The sequence below is a fragment of the uncultured Jatrophihabitans sp. genome, assembly GCF_964252635.1.
Classification (GTDB): domain Bacteria; phylum Actinomycetota; class Actinomycetes; order Mycobacteriales; family Jatrophihabitantaceae; genus Jatrophihabitans.
In genome coordinates, this window is record NZ_CAXUNP010000003.1 from 95,133 (window position 1) to 118,716 (window position 23,584).

The 23,584-nt window shown below is 71.8% G+C and carries 22 protein-coding genes and 1 pseudogene; 9 read left to right on the plus strand and 14 right to left on the minus strand.

What is annotated here, in order from left to right:
* Positions 1 to 6: 6 nt before the first annotated feature.
* Positions 7 to 750 (minus strand): annotated as a pseudogene (locus tag ACFFCA_RS02320) (DUF1365 domain-containing protein); the annotation flags it as partial.
* Positions 702 to 1,961: an NAD(P)/FAD-dependent oxidoreductase gene (locus ACFFCA_RS02325; protein WP_375481413.1), complete on the minus strand. Its 1,260-nt coding sequence runs from the start codon at positions 1,959 to 1,961 to the stop codon at positions 702 to 704. The gene ACFFCA_RS02325 and the pseudogene ACFFCA_RS02320, both read right to left, overlap by 49 nt.
* A 196-nt stretch (positions 1,962 to 2,157) precedes the next feature.
* Between ACFFCA_RS02325 and ACFFCA_RS02330 the strand changes: the two genes are divergently transcribed.
* The 5 genes from ACFFCA_RS02330 to ACFFCA_RS02350 are packed head-to-tail and all read left to right on the plus strand — an operon-like array spanning position 2,158 to position 6,022.
* On the plus strand, positions 2,158 to 2,964 hold the full coding sequence (locus ACFFCA_RS02330; protein WP_375481415.1) for a thioesterase family protein: 807 nt from the start codon (positions 2,158 to 2,160) through the stop codon (positions 2,962 to 2,964).
* A gap of 55 nt (positions 2,965 to 3,019) precedes the next feature.
* Positions 3,020 to 3,535, plus strand: coding sequence for a DUF4395 domain-containing protein (locus tag ACFFCA_RS02335; protein WP_375481417.1), 516 nt, complete (start codon positions 3,020 to 3,022; stop codon positions 3,533 to 3,535).
* 42 nt (positions 3,536 to 3,577) lie between these two features.
* Positions 3,578 to 4,372, plus strand: a complete 795-nt coding sequence (locus tag ACFFCA_RS02340) for a CPBP family intramembrane glutamic endopeptidase (RefSeq protein ID WP_375481419.1) — start codon at positions 3,578 to 3,580, stop codon at positions 4,370 to 4,372.
* A gap of 27 nt (positions 4,373 to 4,399) precedes the next feature.
* Positions 4,400 to 5,653: a GNAT family N-acetyltransferase gene (locus tag ACFFCA_RS02345; protein ID WP_375481421.1), complete on the plus strand. Its 1,254-nt coding sequence runs from the start codon at positions 4,400 to 4,402 to the stop codon at positions 5,651 to 5,653.
* A gap of 15 nt (positions 5,654 to 5,668) precedes the next feature.
* Complete coding sequence (locus ACFFCA_RS02350) at positions 5,669 to 6,022, plus strand: VOC family protein (protein WP_375481423.1); 354 nt, start codon at positions 5,669 to 5,671, stop codon at positions 6,020 to 6,022.
* A 113-nt stretch (positions 6,023 to 6,135) separates the two neighbouring features.
* On the opposite strand, the gene ACFFCA_RS02355 is transcribed toward ACFFCA_RS02350, so the two are convergent.
* From ACFFCA_RS02355 to ACFFCA_RS02365, 3 genes are all read right to left on the minus strand, one after another.
* Entirely contained in the window at positions 6,136 to 7,362 is a 1,227-nt protein-coding gene (locus tag ACFFCA_RS02355; protein ID WP_375481425.1) for an SPFH domain-containing protein, read from the minus strand.
* Positions 7,359 to 7,829 (minus strand): NfeD family protein, encoded by a 471-nt coding sequence (locus tag ACFFCA_RS02360; RefSeq protein WP_375481427.1) that lies wholly within the window; start codon positions 7,827 to 7,829, stop codon positions 7,359 to 7,361. Before ACFFCA_RS02360 ends, ACFFCA_RS02355 begins: the two co-directional genes overlap by 4 nt.
* A gap of 71 nt (positions 7,830 to 7,900) precedes the next feature.
* Positions 7,901 to 8,737: a DUF3097 family protein gene (locus tag ACFFCA_RS02365; protein ID WP_375481429.1), complete on the minus strand. Its 837-nt coding sequence runs from the start codon at positions 8,735 to 8,737 to the stop codon at positions 7,901 to 7,903.
* Between the two features lie 114 nt (positions 8,738 to 8,851).
* Here ACFFCA_RS02365 and ACFFCA_RS02370 point away from each other — a divergent pair, with 114 nt between their 5' ends.
* The gene (locus ACFFCA_RS02370; protein ID WP_375481430.1) at positions 8,852 to 9,595 is read left to right on the plus strand and encodes a hypothetical protein; all 744 of its coding nucleotides are present in this window, start codon (positions 8,852 to 8,854) and stop codon (positions 9,593 to 9,595) included.
* Between the two features lie 18 nt (positions 9,596 to 9,613).
* Here the strand turns inward: ACFFCA_RS02370 and ACFFCA_RS02375 are convergent, their stop codons facing one another.
* The 3 genes from ACFFCA_RS02375 to fabG are packed head-to-tail and all read right to left on the minus strand — an operon-like array spanning position 9,614 to position 12,214.
* Positions 9,614 to 10,666, minus strand: a complete 1,053-nt coding sequence (locus tag ACFFCA_RS02375; protein ID WP_375481432.1) for a ferrochelatase — start codon at positions 10,664 to 10,666, stop codon at positions 9,614 to 9,616.
* Positions 10,666 to 11,433 carry an enoyl-ACP reductase FabI gene (gene fabI / locus ACFFCA_RS02380; RefSeq protein WP_375481433.1) on the minus strand — a complete coding sequence of 256 codons (768 nt, stop codon included), beginning with the start codon at positions 11,431 to 11,433 and terminating at the stop codon, positions 10,666 to 10,668. The genes ACFFCA_RS02375 and fabI overlap by 1 nt, the downstream gene beginning before the upstream one ends.
* 25 nt (positions 11,434 to 11,458) lie before the next feature.
* On the minus strand, positions 11,459 to 12,214 hold the full coding sequence (gene fabG / locus ACFFCA_RS02385; RefSeq protein ID WP_375481435.1) for a 3-oxoacyl-ACP reductase FabG: 756 nt from the start codon (positions 12,212 to 12,214) through the stop codon (positions 11,459 to 11,461).
* Between the two features lie 84 nt (positions 12,215 to 12,298).
* Between fabG and ACFFCA_RS02390 the strand changes: the two genes are divergently transcribed.
* Positions 12,299 to 13,252 carry a zinc-binding alcohol dehydrogenase family protein gene (locus ACFFCA_RS02390; RefSeq protein WP_375481437.1) on the plus strand — a complete coding sequence of 318 codons (954 nt, stop codon included), beginning with the start codon at positions 12,299 to 12,301 and terminating at the stop codon, positions 13,250 to 13,252.
* Between the two features lie 21 nt (positions 13,253 to 13,273).
* Here the strand turns inward: ACFFCA_RS02390 and ACFFCA_RS02395 are convergent, their stop codons facing one another.
* The 3 genes from ACFFCA_RS02395 to ACFFCA_RS02405 are packed head-to-tail and all read right to left on the minus strand — an operon-like array spanning position 13,274 to position 16,464.
* Positions 13,274 to 14,227, minus strand: coding sequence for a VWA domain-containing protein (locus tag ACFFCA_RS02395; protein ID WP_375481439.1), 954 nt, complete (start codon positions 14,225 to 14,227; stop codon positions 13,274 to 13,276).
* Positions 14,227 to 15,207 carry a DUF58 domain-containing protein gene (locus ACFFCA_RS02400; protein WP_375481441.1) on the minus strand — a complete coding sequence of 327 codons (981 nt, stop codon included), beginning with the start codon at positions 15,205 to 15,207 and terminating at the stop codon, positions 14,227 to 14,229. Before ACFFCA_RS02400 ends, ACFFCA_RS02395 begins: the two co-directional genes overlap by 1 nt.
* Positions 15,208 to 15,228: 21 nt before the next feature.
* Entirely contained in the window at positions 15,229 to 16,464 is a 1,236-nt protein-coding gene (locus ACFFCA_RS02405; RefSeq protein WP_375481443.1) for an AAA family ATPase, read from the minus strand.
* 18 nt (positions 16,465 to 16,482) lie between these two features.
* Between ACFFCA_RS02405 and ACFFCA_RS02410 the strand changes: the two genes are divergently transcribed.
* Complete coding sequence (locus ACFFCA_RS02410; RefSeq protein ID WP_375481445.1) at positions 16,483 to 16,734, plus strand: acetone carboxylase; 252 nt, start codon at positions 16,483 to 16,485, stop codon at positions 16,732 to 16,734.
* 4 nt (positions 16,735 to 16,738) lie between these two features.
* Here ACFFCA_RS02410 and moaA read toward each other — a convergent pair whose 3' ends face one another.
* The 3 genes from moaA to ACFFCA_RS02425 form a co-directional block, all read right to left on the minus strand.
* Complete coding sequence (gene moaA, locus ACFFCA_RS02415) at positions 16,739 to 17,764, minus strand: GTP 3',8-cyclase MoaA (RefSeq protein WP_375481447.1); 1,026 nt, start codon at positions 17,762 to 17,764, stop codon at positions 16,739 to 16,741.
* A gap of 16 nt (positions 17,765 to 17,780) precedes the next feature.
* Positions 17,781 to 19,220 (minus strand): C40 family peptidase, encoded by a 1,440-nt coding sequence (locus ACFFCA_RS02420; RefSeq protein ID WP_375481449.1) that lies wholly within the window; start codon positions 19,218 to 19,220, stop codon positions 17,781 to 17,783.
* A 201-nt stretch (positions 19,221 to 19,421) separates the two neighbouring features.
* Positions 19,422 to 20,435, minus strand: a complete 1,014-nt coding sequence (locus ACFFCA_RS02425) for a phosphatase PAP2 family protein (RefSeq protein ID WP_375481451.1) — start codon at positions 20,433 to 20,435, stop codon at positions 19,422 to 19,424.
* A gap of 221 nt (positions 20,436 to 20,656) precedes the next feature.
* Here ACFFCA_RS02425 and ACFFCA_RS02430 point away from each other — a divergent pair, with 221 nt between their 5' ends.
* Complete coding sequence (locus ACFFCA_RS02430) at positions 20,657 to 23,440, plus strand: aconitate hydratase (protein WP_375481453.1); 2,784 nt, start codon at positions 20,657 to 20,659, stop codon at positions 23,438 to 23,440.
* Positions 23,441 to 23,584: the final 144 nt, after the last annotated feature.

Sequence of the window (23,584 nt, forward strand, 5' to 3'; positions counted from 1 at the left end):
GCGGTGCTGGATCGGCAGGCCCTTGCGCCACAGCCGCAGGCCGTGGACGGTGATCAGGGCGCGCACGAGCCAGGTCTCGAACGGGTGGCGCAGCGCAGTGGTCAGCACCGCGCGCCGGGTGGCGGCTCGGCGGACCCCACGCACGGACGCCGTGAACGGCTTGGCGTCCGGCCGGTGCAACGTGATGGTGACGGCGAGCCGGTCACCGGGCTCGGGCAGGCTCATCCGGTAGTGACCGTCGACGGGGTAGAACGGCGACACGAAGAACTGCTTCTCGGTGTCGACCCGGCCGGCGTCGTCGGGTTGCAGCAGGTAGCGGTGCCGCTGCCGGTAGGTGTTGTGCACCTCGGCCACGACGGCGACGACCTCGCCCGCGGAGTCGTGGCACCAGTACAGCGTCAGCGGGTTGAAGACGTAGCCGAGGCTGCGGGCACTGGTCAGCATGGTGATGCGCCCGCCGCGCAGGTCGATGCCGTTCTCGTGCAGGTAGGCCTCGACGTTCTCGCGCAGGGTGCGGCCTGGGTCGCCCACGTGATCGCTTGGCCGGAAGCGTGCCAGCGGCCCGTGCTCGGGCAGGTCGTCGAGATCGACGAACCAGAGGTAGCTGGAGTGCCGTACGTCGTGGCGGACCGGCTCGGCCCGCACGTGCGCGATCGAGACGTCGTAGAGCGCCGGTGTTCTCGGGGTTGCAGGGGTGACGCTCACCAGCGCACACCCAGGCTCTTGGCCGCCTCGACCCCCGCCCGGCACCCGTCCTCGTGGAAACCCCAGCCGTGATAGGCGCCGGCGAAGGCGACGACCCCGTCGTTGAGCTCGGGCAGGCGTTCGCGGGCGGCCACCGATGCGGTGGTGTAGACGGGGTGCTCGTAGGCCATGCGTTCGAGCACCGTGTCGGGAGCGACCCGGTCGTCGCCGTTGAGGGTGACGATGTAGGTCTGCGGGGCGTCCAGACGCTGCAGGCGGTTCATGTTGTAGCTGACCTGCACCGACGTGGGCACCGCGTCGCACGCCGGCAGGGCGTAGTTCCACGAGGCCTGCGCGCGCGGCGTGCGGGGCAACAGTGACGCGTCGGTGTGCAACAGGGTCGGGTTGACGGTGTACCCGATGGCACCGAGCACCTCGGTCTCGGAACGGGTCGGGGCGCTCAGCATCGACAGGGCCTGATGCGGGTGCGTCGCGATGACGGCACCGTCGAAGTGCTCGACCTGGTCGGCGTCGTCGCGGACTTCGACGCCCCGACCGACCCGGGTGACCGCGCGGACCGGGGTCGAGGTCTGCACCGACGTCAGGCTCTTGGCCGCCTTCTCGACGTAGCGGGCCGAACCACCTGTGACCGTGTACCAGACCGGGCTGCCGCTCACCGAGAGCGCGCCGTGGTTCTGCAGGAACGTGAACAGGTAGCGGGCCGGGTAGTCGCCGGCCTCGGTCGGCGCGGTCGACCACACGGCGGCGATCACCGGCGTCACGAAGTGCGCGGTGAAGTAGTCGGAGTAGCCGTGCTGGTCGAGGAACTGGCGGATCGTGAGCTCGTGCTCGTCGCCGGCCAGCAGCGCGTGGGCGTCACGGTAGAAGCGGACGACCTCGCGCAGCAGGCGCAGGTACCGCGGCGTCAGCACCGTGCGGACCGTCGGCAGCAGACCCGACAGCCCGCGCCCGCCCGCGTATTCGAGGCCGCAGCCGGCGCAGGAGATCGACATGCTCATGTCGGACTCCTGGGTTGCCACCCCCAACTCGCTGAACAGCCGTCGAAGGTGGGGGTAGCTGCGCAGGTTGTGGACGATGAACCCGGTGTCGATGTTGCGCAGGACGCCGTCGGCGCCGACCACGTCGTGGGTGTCCGCGTGCCCGCCGAGACGGCCGTCGGCCTCGTAGAGGGTCACCGCGGCCTCGCGTTGCATGATGTAGGCCGAGGTCAACCCGGCCACGCCGCTGCCGATCACTGCGATCCTGGGCTGGGTCACCGTGCCGTCCTTCGGTTGCCACCCTGTCGCCGGGCGCAGGGGTTCATGCTCCACTTCGTGCCTAGCCGGTACGGCGGTTCCGTCGCCCGACGCGAGGGACAGGAAAGGGCGGCGGCACGGGAGGGATGTGCCGCACGCCCTTTCGTGCCACATAGTAGGTCATGAAGGCGCTTCACAGGAGATCGAAAGGAACTCGGTGTCACACCTTTACTACGACCTGACGCAGGACCGCTCGGCGGCCGACGAGCTGCACTGGGTCTGCGACTCCAGCCCGCACACGGTCGGCCCGTGGTCGCCGGTCCTGCAGCACGGCGGCCCGCCGAACGCGCTGGCCGTCGCGGCCGCCGAGCGGATCGTGTCGCAGGTGACCCACCGTGACGACCTGACGGCCCTGCGGCTGGGGTCCGAATTCGTCGGGCCGGTCCCGGTCGCCGAGCTCGAGGTCCGTGCCGCGATCGTGCGCGCGGCACGCAGCGCGGTGCTGGCCGAGGTCACGGTGCTGGCCGCGGGCCGGCGCTGCCTGACGTCCAGGGTCTGGTTCGTACGAAGGGCCGACACCTCGGAGCAGGCGCCGGCCCTGGGCCCTGGGACCGAGCTCCCCGACGACCTCCCGGGCCTCGACCATTCCTTCGGGTACGGGGACAGCCTGGACTGGCGTCGGGTGTCGGGCGGGCTGAGCGAACCCGGCCCGGGCACCGCCTGGACCCGGGCCCGGACCGGACTGTTCGACGGTTACGAGTGGAGCGGCCTGGCCCGCGCGGTACTCGTCGCCGACAGCGGCAACGGCCTGTCCTCCGAGCTCGACTGGAGCGCGTGGTCGTTCGTCAACGTCGACCTCGACGTGCATCTCGCGCGGCCGGTCGTCGGTGAGTGGGTGCTGCTCGACGCGGCGACCCAGCTGGGCGCCCACGGCTCGGCCCTGGCCCGCTCGACGCTGTCGGACCGGCACGGCGTCGTCGGTGCCGGCCTGCAGACCCTGGTGCTGGCTCCCGCCCGGAGTTGATCGCGTGGCGTGGTCGGGCGGTCGGCAAAGCCTACTTGCCGACTAGACTTGACCCGTGTCCGTGATCGGTTTCCCCAACCCCGTCAACGAGGTCGCGGCCCGCTGCGTCGCCGCAGGTGTCCTCGTCCTCTCCCTGGTCACCCTCACACTCGGGGCGGCGGTCGGCACCGGCTGGTTGTGGTTGACCGTCGCGCTCGCCTACGGCTTCGTGGCGCGCGTACTGGCGGGGCCCCGGCTCAGCCCGCTCGGCCAGTTGGCCACGCGTGTCGTGGCCCCACGCATCGGCCACGAGCGGCTCGTGCCCGGCCCGCCGAAGCGTTTCGCGCAGGCGATCGGCGCCACCCTGACCCTCGCCGCGGTGCTGTTCCTGGCGTTCGGGCTGCCCGCCGTCACCGCCGGGCTGCTGGTGGTGCTCGTCGTCGCCGCCGGCCTCGAATCGATGCTCGGCCTGTGCCTGGGCTGCAAGGCCTTCGCCGTGCTCATGCGCGTCGGTGTCGTACCCGAGGAGACCTGCGCGGCCTGCGCGGACCTGAGCCTGCGCACCCGGGACGGCGCGCTCACGGCACGCTGAGCAGGTCGCCGGGTCCCCACGCGGCTGCGGCACACTGTCGGCATGAGCGCCTCGACGGACCCGCCCGTCGCCGAGCGCGCCGCTCCCCCACGCTTCGGTCTCGAGCTCGTCGCCGTACTCGGCGTCAGCTACGGGTTGTCCGGACTCACCGCGTTTCTCGACTTCCTGCGCTCGCAGATCGTGATCCAGAAGGGCGTCGGGTTCAGCAAGGTCGCCACCGCCCCGATCAAGAGCGGCAGCAACACCGTCCACTACCAGTACCTGGACATCCTCGACCAGCTCGCGTCCATCCTGGCCGGCCTGGCCCCGGCCTTCCTCGCGGTGGTGCTGCTGCTGCGGACACCGGGCGGGCGCGGGCTGGGCATCGGCCTGAACCGGTTCGGGGTCCGTGAGGTCGGGGTCGGGCTCGGGTTCGCCGGCCTGATCGGCATCCCCGGCCTGGGCCTGGTCTACGTCGCGCGCGAGCTCGGGCTGAACGCCCAGATCGTGGTCACCAGCTTCCCGGACGTCTGGTACCGCGTGCCCACGCTGCTGCTCGAGGCGTTCCAGCAGGGCATCGGCGAGGAGGTCGTGGTCTGCGCCTTCGTGTTGACGCGGCTCGCGCAACTGGGCTGGTCGAACTCCCGCGCGTTGGCGCTGGAGTCGGTGGTGCGCGGTTCGTACCACCTGTACCAGGGCTTCGGCGGTTTCGTCGGCAACGCGATCATGGGCGTCATCTTCGGTTGGTGGTTCCAGCGGACGAAGCGGGTCTGGCCGCTCGTGATCGCCCACGGCGTGATCGACGCCATGAGCTTCATCGGCTACGTGTACCTGCACGGCCGCGTCAGCTGGATCTGAGTTGACCCGGCCTGGCAGGGTCGGGGTATGCCGCTCGAACTCGTCCACCCGGTCGACACCGAGGACCTGGAGGGCTGGTCACGCCAGTTGATGATGACCCTGATGGGTGACGTCCATGGCGAGGAGTTCACCGACGGTGTCGAGCGGCGTCGGTGGGTGCTGGAGCCGGCCCGCACGTGGGGCGCACGCGAGCGCGGGCACTGGGTGGGTACCCTCGCCACCTTCGGACGGACCATCACGGTGCCCGGCCCGGACGGAACCGCGGTCGAGCTCGCTGCCGACGCCCTCACCGGCGTCAGCGTCGCCGCCACCCACCGCCGTCGTGGGCTGCTGACCACGATGATCACGCAGTCGCTGCAGGCCGCCGCCGACCGCGGCGACGCCCTGAGCATGCTCGTGGCCGCCGAGTGGCCGATCTACGGGCGCTTCGGATACGCGCCGGCCGTCGACGCCGCCGGTTACACCTTTCGCCCGCGACGTTCGGGTGGCGTGGCCGGCGCCGACACGCACTGCATCCGCCCGGTCGACCTCGACGAGGCCAGGGCGCTCGCGCCCGCGATCTTCGACTCGGCCCGGCGCCGCCGTGCCGGCCAGGTGCAGCGGCTGCCGCGGTGGTGGGACCAGCAGTTCGGCCGCGAGGGTGCCGCGCCGCTCCCGTCGATGCGGGCCAGCTGGTTCGTGCACGACGGCCCCGACGGCCCCGACGGCATGCTGGCGTGGCGCCGCAACCGCGACTTCGACCTGTACGGGCCGCTCGCCGCCGTGGACCTGCACGAGTTCTTCGCGGCCGGGCCCGAGGCCTACCGCGACCAGTGGGGGTACCTCGCGGCCATGGACGTCGTCGAGGAGATCAACATCCACCAGGCGGCTCTCGACGAGCAGGTGCGCTTCCTGCTTGCCGACGGCCGCGCGTTGGAGACGACGTCCACCTTCGACTTCGTCTGGCTGCGGATGCTCGACGTCCCGGCCGCGCTGTCGGCACGAACCTACGGAGTGTCCGATTCGATCGTGCTCGACGTGGTCGACACCGCCGGCCCGGGTTACGCCCAGGGGCGTTACGTGCTGGTCAGCGACGACACCGGGTCGCACTGCACGCGCACCGACGTGCCCGCCGATCTGCGCCTGGACCAGCGTGACCTCGCGTCGATCTACCTGGGCGGGCACCGCCTGCGCGAGGTCGCCGTGGCCGGCCGGGTCGAGGAACTGACGCCCGGGTCGCTCGACCGCGCGTCGGCCATGTTCGCGACCGCGCTGCTGCCGGTCAACCAGACCGGCTTCTGACGAAGGAGGCACGTCGTGGATCTCGTGTGGGAGCAGGTGGTGATGGATGCCCGCGACCCGGTGGCGCTCGGGCGGTGGTGGGCGGACGCGCTCGGATGGGTCGTGGTCAACGACGCCGCGGACGAGTTCGAGATCCGCCCCACGCCCGACCAACTGCCCGGGCTGCTGTTCGCGGTCGTCCCCGAGGACAAGACGATCAAGAACCGGCTGCACCCGGACTTCCGACCCGCGGACCAGGCCGCCGAGGTCGCGCGGCTGGTGGGTCTCGGCGCGCAGCGCGTGGACGTCGGGCAGGGTGACGAGTCGTGGGTGGTGCTGGCCGACCCCGAGGGCAACGAGTTCTGCGTCCTCAGCAGTCGCGCCGGCTGAGAGTCGTCCGTCGGGCCCCGACCCGCCCCTCGCTGCCCAGTGCCCCTGTCGGGTGATCAACTGCGGATCGCGGCGGAAAAGTCACCCGGATCCGCAGTTGATCACCGCGGAGGTCAGGCATTGGGGTCGGCCGGCGGCGGCTCCGGCTCGTCCGCGCTGTGCTGGGGGCGGTCGTCGCCGGTCGGCACGCGGCGGCGGAGGAGCTCCGCGACGTCCACGTCGGCGTCCGGCAGCCCGCTGTGCGCGTCCAGCGTGTCGGCATCGTCGTCGGACAACAGGATGCCCGCGGCTTCCGGCTGCTCCGCGGCCGGGGGCAGGTTGGAGTCGAACCAGTTGCTGGTGTCGATCGCGTCGCCGGCGCCGGTGTCGGCCCCGGTCTGGGCCAGCCAGTTCGGCGCGTCCTCCCCGTCGCCACCGGTCAGCTTGGCCAGGCCGTCGAGAGCCTTGCTGAACTCGGACGGGACGATCCACATCTTGTTCGAGTCGCCCTGCGCGATCTGGGGCAAGGTCTGCAGGTACTGGTAGGCGAGCAGCGCCGGGTCGGGCTTGGCGGCGTGGATGGCACCGAACTTGGTCTCGATGGCCTTGGCCTCACCCTGCGCCGCCAGGTACAGCGCCGCCCGCTCGCCCTCGGCCTTGAGGATGCGCGACTGGCGGTCGGCCTCGGCGGCCAGGATCGCGGCCTGCTTCTGGCCCTCGGCGCTGAGGATCTGCGCCACCTTGTTGCCCTCGGCTGTCTTGATCGCGCTCTCCCGCTGACCCTCGGCGGTGAGGATGAGCGCACGCTTGTTCCGGTCCGCGCGCATCTGCTGCTCCATCGCGTCCTGGATGGACGGCGGCGGGTCGATGGCCTTGATCTCGACGCGCGCCACCCGGATGCCCCACGGCCCGGTCGCCTCGTCCAGGACGCCACGCAGCTTGCCGTTGATCTCGTCGCGGCTGGTCAGCGCCTGCTCGAGGTTCAGCGAGCCGACGACGTTGCGCAACGTGGTGATCGTCAGCTGCTCGACGGCCTGGATGTAGTTCTGGATCTCATACGTCGCCGCCCGCGGCTCGGTGACCTGGAAGTAGATGACCGAGTCGACGCCGACGGTCAGGTTGTCAGACGTGATCACCGGCTGCGGCGGGAAGCTGACCACCTGCTCGCGCAGGTCGATCATGGGGCGCATGCGGTCGACGAAGGGCACCAGGAGGGTCAGGCCGGGTGTGGCCGTGCGGATGTAGCGGCCGAGGCGTTCGATGACGGCTGCCCGGGCCTGCGGCACGATGCGCACACTGCGTACGAGCGTGATCAGCACGATGGCCAGGATGATGATGGCTGCGATCAGTCCGCCGGTCATGAGTTCTCCTCCGGGACGACCGCGGACTGTTCGTCCGTGGCCTCGTCGAAGACGACGGCTGTCGCCCCGTTGATCTGTACGACCCGCACCTCACGCCCGACCGGGAGGACCCGGCTGTCGTCCAGGGAACGCGCCGACCACTCGGCACCGTTCAGCCGGACCCGGCCGGTACGCGCGTCGACGGCCGACAGCACGACCGCGGTGCGCCCGACGAGTGCGTCGGACCCGGTGACGGCGCCGCTGCCCGGGAGCATGTGGTTCCTGGCGATCGGCCGGACGACGCCGAGCAGCGCCACCGTGACCACGATCGCCACGACGAACTGCAGGAGCACCGGCCCGCCCAGGGCCGCGGTGATGGCGGCCGCGGCTGCTCCCCCGCCGAACATCAGCACGACGAGCGTGAGCGTGGTCGCCTCGACGGCGGCAAAGACGCCGGCCGCGATCAACCACAGCAACCAGTCAGGCATGGCTCCATAGTGCGCCTCGGTGCTGTGCGGCGCCCGTACCCCGGGTCAGAATGTCTCGATGGCGATCACGGTCACGACGCGTCGGGCACCGTGACGAAGTCGATCAACTCCTCGACGGCGCGCAGCAGCGGCACCTCGACGTCGGCGTAGCTGTCGACGCTGCCCAGGACGCGGCGCCACATCTCGCGCGGGTCGCTGACCCGCAGCGCGGCGCAGATGCCGTCCTTCCAGTTCGTGCCGCGCGGGACGACGGGCCACGCGTCGATGCCCAGTGCGGTGGGTTTCACGGCCTGCCAGATGTCGATGTAGGGGTGGCCGTTGACCAGCACGTGGGGGTCGCGCACCTGCGCCACGATGCGAGTCTCCTTGCTGCCGGGGACGAGGTGGTCCACGAGCACGCCGATCCGGCGCTGCGCGGACGGTGCGAAGGCCCGCACGTGCGACACCAGGTCGTCGATGCCGTCGAGCGGTTCGACGACGATGCCCTCGACACGCAGGTCGTCACCCCAGATGCGTTCGAGCAGCGCCGCGTCGTGCACGCCCTCGACCCACAGCCGGCTGCCCCGGGCCACCCGCGCTTTCGCTCCGGCCACCGCGTACGAACCGGAGGCCGTTCGCGCTCGTGCGGCCGGTGTCGCGGCCGCCTGCGCCGGCCGCACCAGGGTGACCGGCCGGCCGTCCTGCAGGAACGCCGCCGGCAGCATCGCGAACTCGCGACGCGTGCCGTGGCGGTCCTCGAGGGTGACGGTGTCGCGCTTCTCCCCCGCCTCCACGGCCCGTCCGACGGTGACCACGGCACCGCAGAACCGGCCGTCGGCGGTCTCGACGACCAGTCCCGTCTCGGCGGGGAGCTGGGGAAGCTGCTTGCGCCGGGCCGGTCCGGCCAGGACGTCGCCGTAGTCACGCACGGGCGGTGACGTTACGGGCGGCGCGGGTCGTCGTGGTGGCACCACGCCCGCGACCAGCCGTCGCGACGGCCCCGACCCGCACGGCGACGGCGGCTGCTCCTACCCTCGGACAGCGTGTCCTACGTCCGCTCCGGAGCGCTCGCAGCCTGGGCGCAGGCGTGGCTCGTGGGCCGGTTGAGCCTGGACGAGGTGCTCGACGCGACCACGGGGGACGACGCGCCGCACCAGGTCGTCGGGCTGGCCGGATTCGACGAGCCCGTGACGTTGCGGGAGGCGCTCGTCGCGTGGCGGCGCACCGGCGCCGCGCCGCGACTGGTGCTGCCGGCGCCCGGTGACGTCCGCGGGCTGCCCGGGCCGGCCCCACTGCGGGCCGCCGCGCTGGACGCCGGTGAGGCCGTGGTCGCGCCCGGGCTCGCCCTCGTCCCCGAGGTGACGGTCCACACCCCGAGCAGCGCGCCGCCCACCGTCGTCTGGACGGCCTTCGTCGCCGAGGCGCTGCCGCACGACCACCTCGACCTGCGTGAGGCGCAGTACGACCTGACCACCACCATTCGCGAGTCGGCGTCCGCCCTGGCCACCGCCGGGGTGGGTGGGTCCAGCGCCGACGTCGCAACGCTGCTGTCCGGGGCCCGGCGCGCCGGCGACCAGGTCAACGTCCCGCCCGACCACCCGTCGAGCGCCGTGGCGTTGCTGTCGCAGGCCGAGCGGTTGCAGGCCGTCCTCGACCTCGTGGCCGAGGACCCCGTCGGCGGGGCGGTCCACCAGCACGGTATGGCCGTGCGGGCCGAGGCGTTGCGCCCGCTGGCGACGGCCGTGCGGCGGGCCCGGCAGGCGGCGTACAACGCCCTCCCCGCCTGACCGCGGCCTGACCAGCCGTCAGCTGCTGCGACGTTGCGGTGCCGGGCAGCACCCCACCGGGCAGTCCACCCCGCACAGGCCCAGTCGACCGAGATGCTGCGGGTCCGTGCCCGACGTCCGCTCCTCGACGAGGTCGCACATCGCCCCGACGAAGGCGGGGTGGGTACCGGCGGTGGCGGCTCGCGCGAACGCCATCCCCAGACGTGCCGCCGTCTCCTCGGCCTCGGTGTCGAGGTCCCACAGCACCTCGAGGTGGTCGGACACGAAGCCGGTGGGCGCGACGACCACGGCCTGCACGCCGTCGGCGGCCAGGGCCTCGAGGTGGTCGTTGATGTCGGGTTCGAGCCACGGCACCTGCGGCGGCCCCGACCGCGACTGCCACACGAGGTCGAACTCTGCGCCCGGGCCCCGGACAGCCTCCGCGGTCAGCCGTGCGGTCTCGCGCTGCTCGGCGGCGTACAGCCCGTTGCGCTCCGGACCGGACTCGTCGTTCATCCGTTGCGGTATGGAGTGCGCGGTGAAGACGAGGCGGGCGCTGTCGCGGTGCGCGGCGGGCAGCGCGTCGAGAGCCGCACGCAGGCCGTCGGCGGTGGCCGCGATGAAACCGGGGTGGTCGAAGTAGTGCCGCACCTTGACCAGCTCGGGCGATCCGCCGCCGGCCACGCGCTGCGCCTGCGCGAGGTCGTCGCGGTACTGGCGGCAGCCCGAGTAGGACGACGTGGCACTGGTCGCCACGACCACCGCGCGCTCGACGTGGTCGTCACGCATCTGCCGCACCGCGTCGGCCACGTAGGGCTTCCAGTTGCGGTTGCCCCAGTAGATCGGCAGGTCGTGGCCGCGCCGCACCAGCTCGTCGTGCATCGCGGCCATCAGCGCCCGGTTCTGCTCGTTGATGGGCGAGACGCCGTGGAAGTGCTGGTAGTGCTCGGCGACGTCGGCCAATCGCTCGTCGGGGATGCCACGCCCGCGCGTGACGTTGCGCAGGAACGGCATGACGTCGTCGGGCCCCTCGGGGCCGCCGAAGGACAGCAGCAGGATCGCGTCGTAGGTCGGCGCCTGCGGTTGCGCCATCAGACGCCCATGGCGTGAAAACCGCCGTCGACGTGCACGATCTCGCCGGTCGTGGCCGGGAACCAGTCCGACAGCAGGGCGACGCTGCTGCGGGCCACCGGGTCGAGGTCGCTGTTGTCCCATCCGAGCGGCGCGCGCCCGGACCACGCGTCCTCGAAGCGGCTGAACCCGGGGATGCTGCGCGCGGCCATCGTGCGCAGGGGGCCGGCCGAGACCAGGTTGACGCGGATGTGCTTCGGGCCGAGCTCGCGGGCCAGGTAGCGCGACGCCGACTCCAGGCCCGCCTTCGCCACACCCATCCAGTCGTAGGCCGGCCAGGCGACGGTCGCGTCGAAGGTCATGCCGAGGACGGAGCCGCCGGTCTCCGGGAAGAGTGGCAGGGTCGCGACGGCGAGGGATTTCAGGGAGTACGTCGACACCTGGACGGCGGTCGCGACGTCCTCCCACGGGGTGGCCAGGAAGTCCCCGCCGAGGGCCGAGGCCGGCGCGAACCCGATCGCGTGCACCACTCCGTCGATGCCGTCGACGTGCTCGCGTACCCGGTCGGCCAGCGAGTCCAGCTGGCCCTGGTCGGCGACGTCGAGCTCGATGACCGGCGGCGGGGTGGGCAGCTTGCGGGCCACCCGCTCGACCAGCGACATGCGCCCGTACCCGGTGAGCACGACCTCGGCGCCCTGCTCCTGCGCGGTGCGGGCGATCGCGAACGCGATCGAGGCGTCCGTGATCACCCCGGTGATCAGCAGCCGCTTGCCGTCCAGCAGTCCCATCGTGTCTCCCTGCGCTCGGTGGATGTCAGATGCCCATGCCGACGCCGCCGTCGACCGGCAGGACGACCCCGGTGACGTACCCGGCGCCGGGCGAGGCGAGGTAGACGGCGGCGGCGGCGACGTCGTCGACCTGCCCGTAGCGCTTCAAGGGGACCGTCGCCAGGATCTCGGAGCGCCGGGCGTCGGTCATGGCCGCCGTCATGTCGGTCTCGATGAAGCCCGGCGCGATGACGTTGGCGGTGATGGACCGGCTGCCGAGCTCCCGGGCGATCGAGCGGGCCAGGCCGATGAGACCGGCCTTCGACGACGCGTAGTTCGCCTGACCCGGCGCGCCCAGGAGCGCGACCACCGAGGAGATGAAGATGAGCCGGCCCTTCCTGGCCCGCAGCATGCCCTGGGCGGCCCGCTTCGCGACGCGGTAGGCGCCCGTGAGGTTCGCGTCCACGACGGCGGTGAAGGAGTCCTCGCTCATCCGCAGCAGCAGGGTGTCGTCGGTGGTGCCGGCGTTGGCCACCAGGATCTCGACCGGGCCGAGCTCGGCCTCGACCGCGGCGAAGGCGGCGTCGACGTCCTCGGCGGACGTGACGTCGCACCGCACCCCGAACAGGCCGTCCGGCGCGCCGCTGCCGCGGTGCGTGACCGCGACGCGGTCGCCGTTCGCGGCGAAGGCGCGGGCGATGGCCAGGCCGATGCCGCGGTTGCCCCCGGTCACCAGCACCGTCCGGCCTCCGTCGGCGTCGGTGTCGGCGGCCGCAGGGTCGGCTCGCGGGGACTCGGTCACCGCACCGACGCTAGCGGATGCCTACTCGCCCCCGGCCGGCACTGGCGCTACTGCCGGGTAGGGCGGCGCGCGTAGGTTCGCCCCATGCGCGCTATCCAGATCACCGAGTTCGGGGGCCCCGAACTGCTCGTCCCCACCGACCTGCCGGACCCCGAGGTCCGCGACGGCCAGGAGGTGCTCGACGTGGTGGCCGCCGGCATCAACTACGCGGACACCCACCAGATCGAGGACTCCTACCTGTCCTCGCAGCAGTTGCCGTTGATCCCGGGTGGCGAGGTCGTGGTCCGCGACTCGGGCGGGCGCCGGTTGCTCGGCCTGGTCGGTGCCGGTGGGTACGCACGGCGGGTTGCCGTCGACCCGTCGCGGCTGGTACCGATCCCGGACGGCGTGTCCGACGGGCAGGCGCTGGCCTCGCTCGTGCAGGGCGTCACCGCGTGGCATCTGCTGCGCACCAGCGTCCACCTGCAGCCCGGCGAGACGGTCGTGGTGCACGCGGGTGCCGGCGGCGTCGGCACGCTGGCCATCCAGCTCGCGAAGCGGTGGGGCGCGGGTCGCGTCATCGCCACCGCGTCCAGCGAGGACAAGCGGGCGCTGACCTTGGAGCTGGGCGCCGACGTCGCGCTCGACTCCCGTGCGCCGGACCTCAAGGCCGCGCTGCGCGACGCGAACGGCGGCCGCGGCGTCGACGCCGTGCTGGAGATGACCGGCGGGCCGGTGTTCGATCAGAGCCTGGACGCGCTGGCGCCGCTCGGTCGGCTGGCCGTGTTCGGTATGGCCGGGCGGGTCCCGCCGACGCCGGTCGACCCCGCGCGGCTGATGGCCCGCAGCACCGCGGTGATCGGTTTCTGGCTGGTGCACGTGGCGGCCCACCCGGAGATGATGAGCGCCGCGCTCACAGACCTGTTCACCCTCATCGCCGCCGACGAGCTGCGACCGATCGTGGGCCCGACGTACTCCCTCGACAGTGTCGCCGACGCGCACCGCGCGCTGCTCGACCGCAGCTCGGTCGGCAAGCTCGTGCTGGATCCCTGGGCCTGAGTCCGGGCGTTCCGGCCGGTTCTAGACGAGACGGCCGGACCAGAGCATCGACGATGCCCCGGCGGCGAACAGCACGAGCAGGCCGGCGACGAGGAACCGGTAGCTGATGTCGCGGCGTTCCTTCGTGTAGCCGATCTTGGATCCGATGTCGGAGTAGATCTTGCGCAGCTGCCCCTCGGACACGGCGCTGTCGAACGTTCCCCCGGTGCCCTGCGCGATCGAACGCAGCTCCGGTTTGTTGGCGGGAACCCGCAGGGTCTGGCCGTCCTGCGTCACCATGCCGGTGTCGGTGCCGAAGGCGATCGTCGACACCGTGACCTTTGCGGCGCGGGCATCGGCGATGGCCTGCGCGATGCTGGTGCCGATCGTGCGCTCGCCGTCGCTCAGCAGCACGATGCGCGCGGGCGGCGGCTTGGCGCCCTTGTTCTTGCTGGCCGAGCTGAAGCTGCGGATGGCGTTGAGGGAGGCGACGACGCCGTCGCCGAGTGCGGTGTAGCTGGCCAGCTGCAGCCCGTCCACGGCGCGGTCGACCTGGTCGCGGTTGGTCGTGGGCGAGACCAGGACGTTGCCGGTCCGGGCGAAGCTGACGAGCCCGAGATTGATGCGCGGCGGCAGCAGCGCGGCGAACGACTTGGCGGCGGACTGCGCAGCCTTGATCCGGCTCGGTGGCACGTCGGTGGCCTTCATCGACAGCGACACGTCGATGGCGAGCATGACCGTGGCCTCGTCACGCGGGACCCGCACCGTGCGGGCCGGTTTGGCCACGCCGATGGACAGCACGGTCAGGCCGATGAGCAGCAGCGCGAACGTCAGGTGCCGGCGCCAACCCGGGCGGCGCGGGGCCACACTGCCGAGCAGCTCGACGTTGCTGAACCGCGCGACGAACGTCTTGCGCCGCAGCTGCAGCACGAGGTAGACGGCGAGCAGGGCCGCGACGACGACCAGCAGCAGCAGGTAGACGGGGTGGAGGAACATCAGCTGACTCCTGCTCCGCGCGCGCCGGACACGAGCTGTCGGCGGGCGATGACGAAGCGCACGACGTCGGACACCCAGTCGCGATCGGTGCGCAGTTGCAGATGGGCGGACCCGGCGTGCCGGAGGGCGGTCGCGATGCGGGCGCGCTGCGCCTGTGCGGCCGCTGCGTACCGCTGGCGCACCGCGGCGTCGTCGGTCTGCACCTCGAGCTGACGTCCGGTCTCGGTGTCGACGAAGGTGACCAGCCCCGCGGCAGCCAGCTCGAGTTCGCGCGGGTCGAGGATCTCGACCCCGAGTAGTTGATGACGGGCGGCGAGGGCGCGCAGCGGCCGCTCCCAGGTCGGAGGTTCGTCCGAGGGCACGCTGTCGACGAAGTCGGAGACGACGGCCACGAGGCCACGGCGTCGTTGCGGCCGGCGCAGCTGCTCCAGCAGGTCGGCGAGATCGTGGCCGCCCCGCTCGCCGCCGCGACCGCCGGCTCCGTCGACGCGCGGCGTACCGGCGACCTGACGGACCAGTTGCCGCGCATGGATGTGCCCGCCGAGGGCGGGGATGACGAACGACTGCGCACCGTTGCCGACGATCGCGCCCACCCGGTTGCCGCCACGCACCGTCAACTGCACGATCGCGGTGATCGCGGCCAGCACGAGCTCGCGCTTCTCGGCGCGGGCGGTGCCGAAATCCATGCTGGCCGACAGGTCGACCACCAGCCACGTCTCCAGCTCACGATCGGCGATGGTCTGGCGCAGGTGCGGAACGGTGGTGCGGGCCGTGACCGCCCAGTCCATGCGGCGGACGTCGTCACCGGGAACGTAGGGCCGGGACTCCCCCGCCTCGCTGCCGGGGCCGGGCACCAGCCCCAGGTAGTTGCCCTGCAGGAGGCCGTCGAGCTTGTTGCGCACCGTCAACTCGAGCCGGCGCAGCAGGGCGTCACCCTCGTGCAGATCCAGGCGCGGGCCGTGGTCCGCGGGCTCACTCACGTACGCACCCCCGACCCCACGTCACGCCGAGCGCTCGCCCCACGGGCCGCCCGTCGCGGCGCCGCCCTGGCCACCCTGACCGCCGCCCTGGCCACCCTGGCCGGACGCCGATCCGTAGACGAGCCGCTGAGCACCCGGTCCCTGGCTGCCGGGCCCCTGGTTGCCGGGTCCCTGGTTGCCCGGTCCTTGGTTGCCGGGTCCTTGGGGGCCGGCCGGCGCGCCGGCGGGGCCACCGGCGCGCTGTCGCGACGCCACCTGCGGCAGCGGGACGGCCTGCAGGATCCGGCGCACCGCATGCGTGGCCGGGACCCCGTCGGCGATGGCGTCGTAGCTGAGCACGAGTCGATGGGCGAGCACGTCGACGGCGATGTCGAGCACGTCCTGCGGGAGCACGTAGTCGCGGCCGCGGGTCAGCGCGAGGGCCCGCGAGGCGGCGACGAGCCCGAGGCTGGCGCGCGGGCTCGCGCCGTAGGAGATCCATTGCGCGACGTCGCCGAGACCGAGCTGCTGGGGCGCGCGGGTGGCCAGGACCAGGCGCACGACGTAGTCGACGATCGCGTGGTGCACGAAGACGCGGCTCGACGTGGCCTGCAGGCGCTGCAGGTCGTCGGTGGACAGCACCGCGTTGGCGACCGGCGCCTGCGCACCCATGCGGTAGACGATCTCCCGCTCCTCGGCCGCGGACGGGTAGTCGACCGTGACCTTCATCAGGAACCGGTCCCGTTGGGCCTCGGGCAGCGGGTACACGCCCTCGGACTCGATCGGGTTCTGGGTGGCGAGGACGAGGAACGGCCGCGGGACGTCGTAGCGGTTGCCGCCGATCGTCACGTGCCTCTCGGCCATGACCTCGAGCATCGCGGACTGCACCTTGGCCGGCGCCCGGTTGATCTCGTCGGCCAGCACGAAGTTGGCCATGATCGGGCCGAGCTCGGTGGCGAAGGACTCCGACCCGGGGCGGTAGATCCGGGTGCCGACGATGTCGGAGGGAACGAGGTCCGGGGTGAATTGCAACCGCGAGAACGTGCCGTCGACCGTGCGGGCCAGGGTCTCGACGGCGAGGGTCTTCGCGACGCCGGGAACGCCCTCGAGCAGGCAGTGCCCTTGCGCCAACACGCTGACCACGAGCCGCTCGACCAGCCGTTCCTGCCCGACGATCACGCGCTTGACCTCGAACATCACGCGCTCGAGAGCAGCTGCGTCGCTGGCCGGGGTGTGCTGGTGGTCGGACTGGGTCACGTGTTCTCCCTCGCACGGCATCGCCGCAGCATCGTGCGCATGCGGTCAGAGTCACGGTACGGGACGTCGCTGTACGGTGCCTGGGTGTCCGTGCCCGACGTCGAGGAGTCGCCGCGCTGCTCGGCGCGGGGCTGCCGCCAACCCGCGGCCGTCGATCTGTCCTGGCGCAATCCGCGCCTGCACACCGCCACCCGGGTCAAGCACTGGCTGGCCTGCCCCGAGCACAGCGACGACCTGGCCGGCTTCCTCACCCGCCGGGGATTCCTGCTGGAACGCGGCCCGCTGAGGTAGCGGATCAGCCGCCGATGGCCGACATCGACCGGGCCGGCTGCACGAAGTCCACCGCGTCGATGCCGTGCCCGGCCTGCTTGCCGGCGACGGCCTCGGCGATGAGCTCGGCGAGCTCGGCGTCGCAGGCTCCGTTGCGCAGCGGCGCGCGCAGATCGGTCTCGGTCTGCGCGAAGAGGCAGGTGCGCAACTGCCCGTCGGCGGTGAGCCGCAGCCGGTCGCACTCGCGGCAGAACGGCCGGGTGACCGACGCGATGATGCCCACCCGCGGCTCCCGCCCGGCCCAGCGCTCGCGGCCCGGGCCGTCGAGGACTTCGAACTCCTCGGCCGGGGCGTTGCCGCGCCGGCCGAAGGGCCGTAACTCATACCCCGCAGCGGACAGCAGCCCCTGGATCTCGTCGGCGGTCACCATGTCCTCGCGCGACCACAGATGGTCTGCGTCCAGCGGCATGTGCTCGATGAAGCGCAGCCGCAGGCCGCGCTCGAGGCTCCACGCGAGCAACGCGGGCGCCTCGTCCAGGTTGCTGTCGCGCGCCAGCACAGCGTTGATCTTCAACGGGTCGAGTCCGGCGGCGGCGGCGGCCTCGATGCCGGCCAGCACCTCCGGCAGCCGGTCCCGCCGGGTCAGCGCGGCGAACCGTTCGCGGTCCAGGGTGTCGAGCGAGACGTTGACCCGTTCGAGCCCGGACGCCGCCAGTTCTTGCGCGCGACCGGCCAGCGTCACGCCGTTCGTGGTCAGCGACAACGCCGGCCGGGGTGACAGGGCGGCAAGACGCGCGATGACCGCCGGGAGCGTGGGATGCACCAGCGGCTCGCCGCCGGTGAGCCGCATCGACGTCACGCCCAGGCCGACGAACACCGACGCGAGCCGCACGAACTCGTCGTCGGTCAGTCGCTGGGCCTTGGTCAGCCAGTCCAGCCCCTCGGCCGGCATGCAGTAGGTGCAGCGCAGCGAGCACAGGTCCGTCAACGAGATCCGCAGATCGGTGGCGACCCGCCCGAAACGGTCACGCAGCGGTCCGACGGCGGTCATCGGGCCAGGCTACGCGTCAGGTCAGCGGGCGGGTCGCGCCGAAGATCGTCCCCGGGTCGTACATCGAGCTGACCTCGACGTACCCACCGCTGTACGGCGCTTGGATGATCTGCCCGTTGCCCTTGTAGATGGCCACGTGGTGGATACCGCCGATGCCGCCGTTGCTCCAGAACAGCAGGTCCCCGGGCTTGAGGTGGCTCAGCGACGGGTGATAGCTACCGGCCTGGGTGTACTGGGTGGCGGCGTAGTGGGCCATCGAGATGTAGGGCCCCCACGCGTACATGGCCAGGCCGGAGCAGTCGTAGCCGCGGACGTAACAGTCGTTCGGCGCGCCGTTGCTGGCGTCGCACACGCCGTAGCCCGGCCCGCTCGAACCGCCACCGGCCCACGCGTAAGGCGTGCCCAGGGTCGTCATCGCCCGGCGCACCGCCGCCCGACCGCGGGCCGCGGTCCAGCTGCCCCCGGAGGCGTGCACCGGTGCGCTGTAGGTGTAGCTGCTCCCACCGCCACCGTGCTTCTTGTGGTGCTTGCGTGCGTACGCCGCCGCGGCGGCCGCCTGCGCTCGCTGCGCGGCGATCCGGCGGGCCTTCGCAGCACGTTCCGCAGCCAGGCGGCGCTGGTAGGCGAGGTAGCGCTGGTAGGCGTTGTACGCGGCCCGCTGCCCGGTGAGGGTGGCCAGGTGGGCCTGCGCGGCGCTGAACGCGTTCTGCTGCGCGGTCAGGGCGGCCTGACTCGAGGCCAGGGTGGACTCCAGCGACGCCTTGCGGGACGCCTGCAGGGACACCGCGGCAGCGGCGGCGCGCTGGGCGGACTTCGCCGTCGCCGTCAGGACCTTGAGGCGCTGCACGGCCAGGCGCGCCTTCGCGGCCGTGTTGGACGCGGCGATCGACAGCTTCTGCGAGCGACCGATGGCGTCGGTCTTGTTCCGGACGATGAAGTTGTTCAGGGCCGACTGGTCGAGCAGGGCCGTCGGGTTGCTGGCCTGCAGCAGGGCGCCGGTGGAGTCGCCGGACTGACCGCTGATGTAGATGGACTGCACCTCGCGCACGGCACTGTCGTGGTTGGCCTTGACCGCGGCGACAGCGCGCGAGTTCGCGGCGATCGCGCTGCTGGCCCGGGCCTGTCCGGCGCGCTGGTTGGCGACCGCGAGGGCCACCTTCTGCTCGGCGAGCTCGGCGGCGCCCTGCAGGGCGGCGAGCTGCGACTGTGCCGCGGCGACCTCGCCGCCGAGCCGGCCCACCGCGGCCGACTGGCGACTGACCTCGGCGTTCGCGGCCGCCTTCGCCGCAGCTGCTGCGGAGAGCTGGCCGTTGGTGGGGTTCGGCGGCGGCTTCGGCGCCGCCGATGCCGCGCCGGGTGCCACGAACACGGTGACGGCGCCGATGGCCAGCACCGCGGTGGCAGCGATGGTCCGGCGGCTCGCACCACGGATCGAGGCACGTCTCAGATGCAGCAATGCAACTCCTCTGACATCCCCCACGCGAACACAGCGAGCCTCAGAGTGCCATTTCTGCCCCATCAGCGCCAGTGACACCACTGAAAACACTGGCAACAGACGTCACAAAGCGGGCCAGAGCCGACACCGGACAGCACCGGCGGGCACGAAACGGCGGACGTGACCCGCCCACAGAGGCGACCGGCCCCCGGAGGGCGTGCCTCAGACGGGGTCGCGCTCCGGCTCGGGCTCCAGCTCCGGCTCCGGCTCCATCTCCGGCTCCAGGGAGGTCGGCTCGGCCACCTCTGCCGCCGGGTCGTCGCCCCGGGCCGCGCGCCGCCGTTCCCACCAGCTGACGGCGAAGTGGACGGCGAGGGCGTAGAGCACACCGGCCACACAGTCCAGGACGTAGTGCTCGCCGGTGTAGACCAGCGTGAAGGCCATGGCCATCGGGTACAGGACGAGTAGGTAGCGCCACCGCGTCGTCAGCAGCGAGCCGATGAACAGGGCGATCAACGTGGCGAACGCGGTGTGCAGCGACGGCATGGCCGCGACCGCGTTCGATCCCGCGGTCTGCGCCTTGGCCAGCGTCGTGTTCACGTTGCCGGCGTGCAGCCAGATCCACCCGCGGGTCGACAGTCGTGCGACCGGTGCGAGGTCGCCGTCCTTCGCGGCCAGCCACGGCGGGGCCTCGGGGAACAGCACGTAGGTGAGCAGGCCGCTGAACGACAAGATGATGACCCGCGTGATGTAGCGGATCCAGAGCCGGCGTGCCCGGAGCCACAGGATGGCGGCGACGATCGGCGTCGCCAGGAAGTGCGACGTGTAGACCAGCGTGCACAGCCCGTCGTACCAGTGCACGACGAGCGGGTGCGCGGAGTCGTAGAGATGGTTCTGCAGCCACACGGTCGGGTCGATGCCGCCGAAGGTCCAGCGTTCGGCGTGCACGATGTCGCTCTCGTGCAGCGGGATGCCCAGGCTGTCGGCGATCCCGCGGGTGCGGTCGTAGAGCAGCAGCACGGCCGTGAACGGGGCCCAGTCGACGAGCACCTGGCCCAGGCGACGCCAGCCCTGACCGAGCCGGGTGAGCAGCAGTCCGGTGACGATGATGCAGGCGAGCGGCAGCCGCGCGGTCGGCACGGAGCGGAAGATCGTGAAGTACAGCAGGACGCCGGCGTAGACGGTGAGCGCGCCGATGCGGATCCACCGCCACCCGACGGCATGGATCGGACGCATCGCCGTCGCGGCCAGCCTGTGGCGTGTCGAGGGTCTTCCCGGGGCGTCTGCTGCCGGCCGTTCGCCGGTCGCCTCGGCCACCACAGGGCGTGAGTTTACGGGGCGGATGCCCCGGTGATGCTCTGCGGATACCTTTCCGGCGCGGCGAACGCTCAGGATCGCCGGTGGTATCTTGACGTCAAGAGATTTTGGACCAGCCACCACCAGACAGGGAGCACGTCGTGACGGCGGAGAAGAACAGCTTCGGGGCCAAGGCAGAGCTGCGCGTCGGCGACGCGACGCTGGACTACTACCGCATCGACGCCGTCGAGGGGTCCGAGACCCTGCCCTTCAGCCTCAAGGTGCTGCTCGAGAACCTGCTGCGCACCGAGGACGGCCACAACGTCACGGCCGAGCAGATCCGCGCCGTCGGCGGCTGGGACCCGGACGCCGAGCCCGACACCGAGATCCAGTTCACGCCGGCCCGCGTCGTCATGCAGGACTTCACCGGCGTTCCCGCCGTCGTCGACCTCGCCACCATGCGTGAGGCCGTGGTCGAGCTCGGCGGCGACGCGGCGAAGATCAATCCGTTAGCGCCCGCCGAGCTGGTCATCGACCACTCCGTCATCGCCGACCTGTTCGGCACGCCCGACTCGTTCGCGCGCAACGTCGAGCTGGAGTACGAGCGCAACCTCGAGCGCTACCAGTTCCTGCGCTGGGGACAGGGCGCCTTCAACGAGTTCAAGGTCGTCCCGCCCGGCACCGGCATCGTGCACCAGGTCAACATCGAGTACCTCGCCCGCGTCGTCTTCAGCCGCAACGGCGTGGCCTACCCGGACACCCTCGTCGGCACCGACTCGCACACCACGATGGTGAACGGCCTGGGCGTGCTCGGATGGGGCGTGGGCGGCATCGAGGCCGAGGCGGCCATGCTGGGCCAGCCGGTCAGCATGCTCATCCCGAAGGTCGTCGGCTTCAAGCTCAACGGCGAGCTGCCGGACGGCTCGACGGCCACCGACCTCGTGCTGACCATCACCGAGATGCTGCGCAAGCAGGGCGTCGTCGGCAAGTTCGTCGAGTTCTACGGGCCGGGGGTGGGCGCGGTGCCGCTGGCCAACCGCGCGACCATCGGCAACATGAGCCCGGAGTACGGCTCGACGTGCGCGATCTTCCCCATCGACGACGAGACGCTGCGCTACCTCAAGTTCACCGGCCGCGACGACGACCAGATCGCCCTCGTCGAGACCTACGCGAAGGCCAACGGTCTGTGGCACGACCCGTCCGTCGAGCCGCGCTTCTCCGAGACGCTCGAGCTGGACCTGTCCACCGTCGAGCCGTCGCTGGCCGGCCCGAAGCGCCCGCAGGACCGCGTTCCGCTGAAGTCGGCGAAGCCCATGTTCCGTGAGGCGCTCAACTCCTACGTCGACGGCGACTCCCAGCAGGACTCCGTGGACGAGTCGGTCGGCGAGACGTTCCCGGCCTCCGACCCGGCGGCCCCCGACGCGGACGCCGCTCCCCCGGCCCCGACGCACACAGCAGCCGCGAACGCGGACGGCCGCACGTCGAACCCGGTCGCCGTCTCCATCGACGGCACCGACGCCGTCGTCGACCACGGCGCCGTGGTCATCGCCGCCATCACCTCGTGCACCAACACCTCGAACCCGTCGGTGATGATCGGCGCCGCCCTGCTCGCCAAGAAGGCGGTCGAGAAGGGGCTCACCCGCAAGCCGTGGGTCAAGACGTCACTCGCGCCCGGCTCCAAGGTGGTCACCGACTACTACGACCGCGCCGGCCTCACGCCCTACCTCGAGAAGCTCGGGTTCAACCTCGTCGGCTACGGCTGCACGACCTGCATCGGCAACTCGGGCCCGATCATCGAAGAGGTGTCGACGGCCGTCAATGACGGCGACCTCGCCGTCACCGCCGTGCTGTCCGGCAACCGGAACTTCGAGGGCCGCATCAACCCCGACGTGAAGATGAACTACCTGGCCTCCCCGCCGCTGGTCGTCGCGTACGCGTTGGCCGGGTCGATGGACGTCGACCTCATCAACGACCCGATCGGCCAGGACGAGGACGGCGCGAACGTCTTCCTGCACGACATCTGGCCGTCGCCGCAGGAGATCCAGGAGACGATCGACTCCGCGATCGCCAGCGAGATGTTCAGCAAGGACTACGCCGACGTGTTCGCCGGCGACGAGCGCTGGCAGGGCCTGCCGACCCCCGAGGGCGACACGTTCGAGTGGGACGCCGACTCGACCTACGTCCGCAAGCCCCCGTACTTCGAGGGCATGTCGGCGCAGCCGTCGGACGTCACCGACATCGAGGGCGCGCGGGTGCTGCTGAAGCTCGGCGACTCGGTGACCACCGACCACATCAGCCCGGCCAGCTCGATCAAGGCCGACTCCCCCGCCGGCAAGTACCTGTCGGAGCACGGCGTCGACCGTCGCGACTTCAACTCCTACGGCTCGCGGCGCGGCAACCACGAGGTGATGATCCGCGGCACGTTCGCGAACATCCGGCTCCGCAACCAGATCGCACCCGGCACGGAGGGCGGGGTCACCCGCGACTTCACCGCGGGCGGCGAGGTCACCTCGGTCTACGACGCCTCGGTGAACTACGCGGCCGCCGGCGTCCCGCTGGTCGTGCTCGCCGGCAAGGAGTACGGCTCCGGCTCGTCGCGCGACTGGGCCGCCAAGGGCACGGCGCTGCTCGGTGTGCGTGCCGTGATCGCCGAGTCCTACGAGCGCATCCACCGCTCGAACCTGATCGGCATGGGCGTGCTGCCGCTGCAGTTCCCCGGCGGCAAGACGGCCGAGGACATGGGGCTCACCGGCGAGGAGACCATCAGCATCGCCGGCATCACCGAGCTCAACGACGGCACGACGCCGCGCACGGTCACCGTCAAGGTCGAGGCCGAGGGGCGCTCGGACACGTTCGAGGCCACGGTGCGCATCGACACCCCCGGCGAGGCGGACTACTACCGCCACGGCGGCATCATGCAGTACGTGCTGCGGTCGCTGCTGTAGGTCGCCCACGCGCATCCGTCGGTCGCCCACGCGCAACTGTGGGTCGCCCACGCAGTTGTCCGCGCCCCGACCGGTTGCCCCGCGGCGGGGGGGGGGGCACGCGCGGGTGTCCGGGGCGGGGGGCGCGGGGGGGGGGGGGGGGGG